We start from the raw sequence: 8,612 nt of genomic DNA on the forward strand, positions 1-8,612 counted from the left end.
CCTCGACGGCGGGGACCGAGCGGCGGTTGGGGCCCGATCGGGCCGCGGGCCTGCCGTCGGTGCCGCGGCGGGCGGGCGGAGGGGGCGCGGCGCCGCGGGCGGGGGTGGCGCTGTCGGGCTTGACCACGCTGAGCCGCTCGGTCGGGCTGTCCACGACCTCCGGCGGGCGGGGCGCCACCGGCTCGTCGCCGCCGGTCGCGGCCTTCTCGGTGGCCTCCTCAGCGGGCTTCTCGACGGGTTTCGCGGCAGCCTTCTCCGCAGCCTTCTGTGCGGTCGGGGCGTCCGGTGTCCGGCGCGTGCTCCCGGTGGGCGGAGCCGTCGGGGTCGCCGTCGGGGTCGCGTCGGGGACGGTGGTGGCTGACGGCTCGCGGTCGGAGCGCGGAGCGCGTGTCGCGGGCTCGTCACCGGCGTCCGCCGACGGGCCGGCCGGCGCCGGAGCAGGCGCGGGCACGTCGGTCGTGGCGCGCTCCTCGGCGGACTGTGGTGCCCGGGGTGGTTCGGGAGCGCTGCTGGCCGGCTCGGCGGGAACCGGTGCGGGCGGCTCCTCCACGACCTGGGCGCTGCTCGGGCTCGGCGCCGGGGTCGGGGCGGATGTCGTCGGGCTGTTCGCCGGTGCCGCTGCTGACGTGTCGCGTTCCGGCGCCTTCGCGACCGCCGGGCTCGGCCCGGGCGCCGGCTCGGACTGCCGCGGTGCCGGGGCGGAGCGGGGAGCCGGGCCGGGCTGCGGGGCCGGGAGGGCCCGGGCCGCGGGCGGTGCGATCGGGGTAGGTGCGATCGGGGTGGGAGCGATCGGGGCAGGTGCGATCGGGGTGGGTGCGGGCGGGGCCACCGCGGCCGGCTGCGCGGCGGCAACGGCGCCGGCCGGGCCGAACGCGGGCTCGTCGGGCAGCGGGCCGAGGCCGGCGAGGGTGCCTTCGATGGCCTGGCGGGCGTGGTCGAGTTGCAGGCCGAGGCGGCCGCGCAGGGCGAGCATCTCGCCGAGGGTGCGCTCGGCGTCGGCCAGGATCCGGCGGGCCTCGGCCTGCGCGTCGGCGACGGTGGCGCGGGCGGCCTCGCGCGCCTCGGCGCGCTCGCGCTCGATGTCGCGGCGGGCCCGTTCGCGGTCGGCGGCCAGTTCGGCGAGCGCCTCGGAGCGGCGCAGGTCCATGGCGATGGTGAAGTCCTCGTCGACCAGCCGGCGGGCGGCCTCGGCTGCCGCGGCGGCGCGGTTCTGCTCGTCGGCGACGAGTCGGGCCTGGCGCGCGGCCTCGGCCACGATGTCGTCGGCCTGCGACGTCGCCGCGGCCAGGGTCTGCGCGGCCTGGTCCTCCGCCTCGCGCACCCGGGCCTCGACCTCGGTCTCGGCCTTGGCCAGCATGGCGGCGACCTCGTCCTCGGCCATCCGCACCATCGAGCGCATGCGCTCGCTCATGCCCTGGACGCTCTGCGGCGGACTGAGCAGCGAACGGACCTGGGCGCGCAGCCGTTCGGCCCGGGCCCGTGACTCGTCCAGCTCACGGGTGAGCTGGGCCGACTGGTCCACGGCGGCGTCGCGATCGTGCGCCAGGATGCGCATCTCGGCCTCGACCCTGCGGAGGTGCCGTTCGACCTGCGCCTGGTCGTAGCCCTTGCGGACCACGGTGAACCCGGACGACGCCGCAGCGGGGTCTGGTGGCATGCGCGCCACCGTACCCCGGAGGCGTGAGGGCCGCGGGTGACGCGGAGCGCGACCGCCGCACTCCGCGACCGCCGCGCCCGGGACTACACGCCCCGGAACCGGTTGATCGCCTGGAGGTGGCGCTCCCGCTTGGCCGGGTCGGTGACGCCGAGCCCCTCCTCGGGGGCCAGCGCCAGCACCCCGACCTTGCCCTGGTGGCTGTTGGTGTGCACGTCCATCGCGGCCTGGCCGGTCTCGGCGAGCGGGTACACCCTGGACAGCGTGGGGTGGATCATGCCCTTGTCGACGAGCCGGTTGGCCTCGAACGACTCGCGGTAGTTGGCGAAGTGCGAGCCGATGATCCGCTTCAGGTTCATCCAGAGGTAGCGGTTGTCGTAGCTGTGGTCGAAGCCCGACGTCGAGGCGCAGGTGACGATGGTGCCGCCGCGGCGGGCCACGTAGACGCTGGCGCCGAAGGTCTCCCGGCCGGGGTGCTCGAACACGATATCGGGGTCCTCCCCGCCGGTGAGCTCGCGGATGCGCGAGCCGAAGCGCTTCCACTCCGCCGGGTCCTGGGTGTGCTCGTCCTTCCAGAAGCGGTAGCCCTCCGCGCTCCGGTCGATGATCAGCTCGGCGCCCATCGCCCGGCAGATCTCGGCCTTGGCCGGGGAGGACACCACGCACACCGGGACCGCCCCGCCGTTGAGCGCGAACTGGGTGGCGTAGGAGCCCAGCCCGCCGGACGCGCCCCAGACCAGCACGACGTCGCCCTGCTTCATGCCCGCGCCGTTGCGCGAGACCAGCTGCCGGTAGGCCGTGGAGTTGACCAGGCCGGGGCTGGCGGCCTCCTCCCAGGTCAGGTGGGCGGGCTTGGGCATCAGCTGGTTGGACTTGACCAGGGCCAGCTCGGCCAGGCCGCCGAAGTTGGTCTCGAAGCCCCAGATCCGCTGCTCGGAGTCCATCATCGTGTCGCTGTGGCCGTCCGGGCTCTCCAGCTCGACCGAGAGGCAGTGCGCGACGACGCGGTCGCCGGGCTTCCAGGCGTTCACGCCGGGGCCGGTGCGCACGACGACGCCGGCGAGGTCGGAACCCACGACGTGGTAGGGCAGGTCGTGGCGCTTGGTCAGCGGGGAGACGCGGCCGTAGCGGCGCAGGAAGCCGAACGTCGGCACCGGTTCGAAGATCGACGTCCAGACGGTGTTGTAGTTGATGGCGCTCGCCATCACCGCGACCAGCGCCTCGCCGGGGCCCAGGTCGGGGGTCGCGACCTCGTCCAGGTGCAGGCTCTTGCGCGGGTCCTTGTCGCGCGACGGGATGCCGGAGAACATCTCGACCTCGTCGGCGTGCACCGTGATGCCGCGGTAGTGGTCGGGGACCGGGAGCGAGCCGACGGCGTCGAGCTGGTCGGCGAGGATGGCGTCGAGGATCTCCTGCACGGCTGGCCTCCGGTGGCGCTCGTCTGCGTGGTCTCCGCCAGATGCTTGCTATCCCGAACGGGCGGCGATTACTGCGCAGTATGGTAACCGCCCCCGGTCCGACGGTCGCGTCGCTGAATCGTGCCCGGTGACGAGAGCCACTGGCGGTGCCCTCAGTGCGCGGGCTCCACCAGCTCCACCAGCACGCCGCCGGCGTCCTTGGGGTGGATGAAGTTGATCCGCGAACCGGCCGTGCCCCGGCGCGGCTGCTCGTAGAGCAGGCGCAGGCCCTTCGCCCGCAGCGACGCCGAGACGGCCTCGACGTCGGCGACCCGGTACGCCACCTGCTGGATGCCGGGGCCGTTGCGGTCGATGAACTTGCCGATGGCCGACTCGGGGCGCAGCGGGGCCAGCAGCTGGACGGCCGCGCCGCCGATCCCGCCGGGGGCGACCAGCATCGCCTCGCGCACCCCCTGCTCCTCGTTGACCTCCTCGTGGGTGACCGCCAGCCCCAGCGTCGCGGCGTACCACTCGATGGCCGCGTCGAGGTCGGGGACGGCGATGCCGACGTGGTCGACGCCGAGAACGCCCGGCTCGGCCAGTGCCCCGGCGGTGGACTCGGACCCGCTACCCGCGTGCTCAGCCATGGGCGGAATGTAGACGCCCGGCGGCCGTCACGGAGCGCCGTGAATCGATGCCTGTGCGCCGCGTCACGGGTGGGCCGGGCCTTCGACCAGGCAGCATGGGTCCCACCGCCAGGTATCGTCGAACGGCTCTCGCCACCGCCGCCGCAGGAGGAACCGTGTCCGGATCGGTCATCGTCGCAGGAGCCCGCACCCCGATGGGGCGGCTGCTGGGCCAGCTCAAGGACTTCTCCGGCGCCCAGCTCGGCGGGGTCGCCATCAAGGCCGCGCTGGAGCGGGCGGGCGTGTCGGCCGACCAGGTCGACTACGTGATCATGGGGCAGGTGCTCACCGCGGGCGCCGGGCAGATCCCGGCCCGGCAGGCGGCCGTCGCCGCCGGCATCGGCATGGACGTGCCGGCCCTGACCATCAACAAGGTGTGCCTCTCCGGGCTGAACGCGATCGCCCTGGCCGACCAGCTCATCCGGGCGGGCGAGTGCGAGATCGTGGTGGCCGGCGGGCAGGAGTCGATGACGCAGGCGCCGCACCTGCTGGCGAAGTCGCGCGCGGGCTTCAAGTACGGCGACGTGACCATGCTCGACCACATGGCCTTCGACGGCCTGCACGACTCGTTCGACCAGGTGTCGATGGGCGCGTCGACCGAGAAGCACAACGCGCGCTACGAGCTGAGCCGCGCCGAGCAGGACGAGTTCGGTGCGGCCTCGCACCAGCGGGCCGGCAAGGCGATCGCGAGCGGGCTGTTCGCCGAGGAGATCACCCCGGTGCACGTCCCCCAGCGCAAGGGCGACCCCGTGGTGGTCGACACCGACGAGGGCGTGCGCCCCGACACCACCGTCGACACGCTGGGCAAGCTGCGCCCGGCCTTCTCCGCCGACGGCACGATCACCGCGGGCACGTCGTCGCCGATCAGCGACGGCGCCGCCGCGGTCGTGGTGATGAGCCGGGCCAAGGCCGAGGAGCTGGGGCTGAGCTGGCTCGCCGAGATCGGCGCGCAGGGCATGGTGGCCGGGCCCGACGACTCCAGCCTGCACGAGCAGCCGGCCAACGCCATCGCCGCCGCCTGCCGCAAGGAGGGCATCGAGCCCGCCGACCTGGACGTCATCGAGATCAACGAGGCGTTCGCCGCGGTGGGCGTGGTCTCGACCCGCAAGCTGGGCGTCGACCCGGAGAAGGTGAACCCGAACGGCGGCGCGATCGCGCTCGGGCACCCCATCGGCGCCTCCGGGGCGCGGCTGGCCCTGCACCTGGCCCTGGAGCTCAAGCGGCGCGGCGGTGGCGTCGGCGCCGCGGCCCTGTGCGGCGGCGGGGGCCAGGGCGACGCCCTGATCCTGCGCGTGCCGGCCGCCGGCTGACCCGCGACGACGGCTCCGGACCCGGCCGTGGCGCGCCGCACCGACGTCACCTCGCTGGTGCGGCGCGCGCTCGACGGTGAGCAGTTGGCCGTCGCCCGGCTGATCTCGCTGGTCGAGGACGCCGGCCCCGGGCTGCGCGAGGTGGCCGCCGCGCTCGCCCCGCACACCGGGCGCGCGCACGTCGTGGGGCTCACGGGACCACCCGGCGTCGGGAAGTCGACCACCACGTCGGCGCTGGTCACGGCCCTGCGCAAGGACGGGCGCCGGGTCGGCGTGCTCGCGGTGGACCCCTCCTCGCCGTTCACCGGCGGCGCGCTGCTGGGCGACCGGGTGCGGATGGCCGAGCACGCCACCGACCCGGGCGTGTTCATCCGCTCGATGGCGACCCGCGGCCACCTGGGCGGGCTGGCCTGGTCGACACCGCAGGCGCTGCGGGTGCTCGACGCCGCCGGCTGCGACGTCGTGCTGGTGGAGACCGTGGGCGTGGGCCAGTCCGAGGTGGAGGTCGTCGCGCTGGCCGACACCACCGTGGTGCTGCTGGCCCCCGGGATGGGCGACGGCGTGCAGGCGGCCAAGGCCGGCATCCTCGAGGTGGCCGACGTGTTCGCGGTGAACAAGGCCGACCGCGACGGCGCCGGGCGCACCTTGCGGGAGCTGCGCCAGATGCTCACCATGGGGCAGCGGGGCGCGGGCGACGGCTGGACGCCTGCCGTCGTCCCCACGGTGGCCACCAGGGCCGACGGCGTGGCGGAGCTGGCCGCGGCCCTGGACGAGCACCGCGCCCACCTCGACGCCGGCGACGGCCGCGAGCGCAGGCGGCTGGCCAGGGCGCGGGCCGAGATCGAGGCGCTCGCCCTGGAGACCGTGCGGGTGCGCATCGGCGACCTGCGCGGCTCGGTGGCGCTGCCCGAGCTGGCGGCGCGGACGGTGGCCGGCGAACTGGACCCCTACCGCGCCGCCGACGAGCTGGTCGGGGCGGTGCGGCCGGACCCTCCTCGGTGATCCACTTCGGGTGGTCGTCGTCGTTATGCTCCCCCCGTTGAACGCCCTGGCCCGCGGCGTGCCCACGAGGAGGCGACACGGTGACGACATCACGGGATCCGGAAGCGGGCGGGGAGGCCGGCGCCGCCGGTAGCGGGAGCCCGGCCCTGCGCGTCGAGGCGAACGGCCTCAACGTCATCGCGGACGCCGAGCGCAAGGGCAGGCCGAGCGACCTGTTCTGGCCGTGGTTCGCGGCGAACATCTCGGTCTTCGGGATCAGCTACGGGGCGTTCACCCTCGCCTTCGGCATCTCGTTCGCGCAGGCACTGGTGGTCGGCGTGGTCGGGATCGTGTTCTCGTTCCTGCTGTGCGGCTTCGTCGCGCTGGCCGGCAAGCGCGGCTCCGCGCCGACGATGGCGCTGAGCCGGGCGGCGTTCGGCGTGCGCGGCAACCGGGTGCCGGCGGTGATCTCCTGGCTGCTCACGGTCGGCTGGGAGACGGCGCTGACCGTGCTGGCCACCCTGGCCACCGCCACCGTGTTCGAGCGGATGGGCTGGGGCGGCGGCGCAGCGGTGCAGGTGATCGCCCTGGTCGTGGTGGCCGGGTTGGTGATCGCCGCCGGGGTGCTGGGCTTCGACACCATCATGCGGGTGCAGACGATCATCACCTGCGTGACCGCCGTGCTGACCGTGGTCTACGTGGTGCTCGTGGCGGGCGACATCGACTGGGCCGCGGTGTCGGCCCTCCCGGCCGGCTCGCCCCAGCAGGTGATCGGGGCCCTGATCTTCCTGGCCACCGGCTTCGGACTGGGCTGGGTGAACCTGGCCGCGGACTACTCGCGCTACCTGCCCCGCTCGGCCTCGGCGACCGGGGTGGTGGCCTGGACGACGGTCTCGGCGTCGATCGCGCCGATCGTGCTGCTGGTGATCGGGCTGCTGCTGGCCGGCTCGTCGGCCGAGCTCAGCGAGGCACTCGCCGCCGACCCGGTGGGGGCGCTCGCCGAGACCCTGCCGACGTGGTTCCTGCTGTTCTTCGTGCTCACGGCGGTGCTCGGCCTGGTCGGCGGCGCGGTGCTGGACATCTACTCGTCGGGCCTGGCGCTGCTGGCCGCCGGGCTGCCGGTCCCGCGCCCGGTCGCGGCGCTGGTGGACGGCGTGCTCATGGTCGTCGGCACGGTGTTCGTGGTGTTCCTCGCCCAGGACTTCCTCGGCCAGTTCACCGGCTTCCTGATCACGCTCGGCGTGCCGGTCGCCGCGTGGTGCGGGATCTTCCTGGCCGACATCGCGCTGCGCAGGCGCGATTACGCCGAGGAGGACCTGTTCGACCCGGCGGGGCGCTACGGCGACGTGCGGGTGATGCCGATCCTGCTGCTCGCGGTGTGCACGTTCCTCGGGTGGGGCCTGGTGACCAACTCGGCGGCGGGGTGGCTGTCCTGGCAGGGCTACCTGCTCGGGCCGTTCGGCCTGGGCGGTCCGGAGGGCGACTGGGCCTACGCGAACCTCGGCGTGTTCGTGTCGCTGGCGCTGGGCTTCCTGGTGACGTTCATCGGTGGTCGCTCGGCAGTGCGGGCTCAGGAGCAGCGCGCCGATTGACCTTCGGCCGGTCCTCGCAGCGCTGGGAGGGAACGTCGCAGCGCTGGCGGGACGTCGCAGGGCGGGCGAGAGACGTCACAGCGCTGGCGTGGATGTCGCAGCGCGCCGGCGGGCTGCGCGCACACACCCGGCGCTGCGAGCACACCACTGGTGCTGCGAGCCCGGCCGGCGAGGCGGCGCGCAGCGCCGCGAGCCGAGCCGGGCAGGCCCGTGGGCGCGGCGCGCCCACATCTCGCCCGAGCACGTCCCCCCTGCTTGAGCCGAGGTCCCCGCTGGAAGCGCCGCCGGAGGCGCAGTGGACAGGAACGTTCCTGTGTGAGGTGACCAGCGGTGTGAAGGCGCCTTCGGCCTCATCATGTCCGGGCGAAGGGTGATGTCCAGGCAGGTGGGCCGGGTGCCTCCGGCGGTGCCTCCGCGGCGAGCGACCTCAGAGCAAGCAGGGCCCCGGAGGGGTGTGGGCGCGCTACGCGCGCCCCGGGTTCGCGCCTGTGGCGCTCACCCGCGCCCGCTTCGCGGGCGCCGCGGCCGCACGAGCGCGGCGCTCGTCCAACCTGGTCGCACGAGCGCGGCTTTCGTCCAACTCGGCGGCGTCCCCGGGGAGCGGGCGGGTGACGCGAGAGTGGCTTTCGTCCAGCCTGGTCGCACGAGAGCGGCTTTCGTCCAACCCCGCGCGGATCTGTGCGCCTGAACACCCCGTCTTGACGCTGCGAGGACCACTCACCCTCTGCGCGCGAGGAGGCTGACCACCCGGGTCGACCCGATGCCGGCGGCCAGTTTGCGGGCCGTCGCGGCGTGCCCGGCGGCCGCTTCGGGGTCGACCCCGCCGAGCACGCGCGCCAGGTCGGCGTGGACGGCGGCGCGGTGGCGCGCCGAGCGCTGGGGCGCGTCGAGCGCGCGATGCAGCGGCTCGGTGGCGGCGCCGTCGCCCAACTCGGTGAGCGCACGGCCGTGCCAGCGGTGCACGTCGGCCGCGGCGAGGCGCAGCCCGGGCG

Annotated in this window: 6 protein-coding genes and 1 pseudogene; 3 read left to right on the forward strand and 4 right to left on the reverse strand. The window is 74.8% G+C overall.

The window, feature by feature from the left end:
- The 3 genes from KIK08_RS35010 to mce form a co-directional block, all read right to left on the reverse strand.
- A partial coding sequence (locus KIK08_RS35010; RefSeq protein ID WP_214407612.1) for a DivIVA domain-containing protein occupies positions 1 to 1,657 on the reverse strand: 1,657 nt, incomplete at its 3' end.
- Between the two features lie 83 nt (positions 1,658 to 1,740).
- Positions 1,741 to 3,072, reverse strand: coding sequence for a crotonyl-CoA carboxylase/reductase (gene ccrA / locus KIK08_RS35015; protein WP_214407613.1), 1,332 nt, complete (start codon positions 3,070 to 3,072; stop codon positions 1,741 to 1,743).
- Between the two features lie 152 nt (positions 3,073 to 3,224).
- Positions 3,225 to 3,698, reverse strand: coding sequence for a methylmalonyl-CoA epimerase (mce, locus tag KIK08_RS35020; RefSeq protein WP_214407614.1), 474 nt, complete (start codon positions 3,696 to 3,698; stop codon positions 3,225 to 3,227).
- A 155-nt stretch (positions 3,699 to 3,853) separates the two neighbouring features.
- Here mce and KIK08_RS35025 point away from each other — a divergent pair, with 155 nt between their 5' ends.
- The 3 genes from KIK08_RS35025 (at position 3,854) to KIK08_RS35035 (ending at position 7,620) form a co-directional block, all read left to right on the forward strand.
- Positions 3,854 to 5,047, forward strand: coding sequence for an acetyl-CoA C-acetyltransferase (locus KIK08_RS35025; protein ID WP_214407615.1), 1,194 nt, complete (start codon positions 3,854 to 3,856; stop codon positions 5,045 to 5,047).
- 27 nt (positions 5,048 to 5,074) lie between these two features.
- Positions 5,075 to 6,049 carry a methylmalonyl Co-A mutase-associated GTPase MeaB gene (meaB, locus tag KIK08_RS35030; RefSeq protein WP_214407616.1) on the forward strand — a complete coding sequence of 325 codons (975 nt, stop codon included), beginning with the start codon at positions 5,075 to 5,077 and terminating at the stop codon, positions 6,047 to 6,049.
- Between the two features lie 80 nt (positions 6,050 to 6,129).
- The gene (locus KIK08_RS35035; RefSeq protein ID WP_308258088.1) at positions 6,130 to 7,620 is read left to right on the forward strand and encodes a purine-cytosine permease family protein; all 1,491 of its coding nucleotides are present in this window, start codon (positions 6,130 to 6,132) and stop codon (positions 7,618 to 7,620) included.
- A 717-nt stretch (positions 7,621 to 8,337) separates the two neighbouring features.
- Here the strand turns inward: KIK08_RS35035 and KIK08_RS35040 are convergent.
- Positions 8,338 to 8,612 (reverse strand): annotated as a pseudogene (locus KIK08_RS35040) (hypothetical protein); the annotation flags it as partial.

The organism is Pseudonocardia lacus (genome assembly GCF_018531445.1).
Classification (GTDB): domain Bacteria; phylum Actinomycetota; class Actinomycetes; order Mycobacteriales; family Pseudonocardiaceae; genus Pseudonocardia; species Pseudonocardia lacus.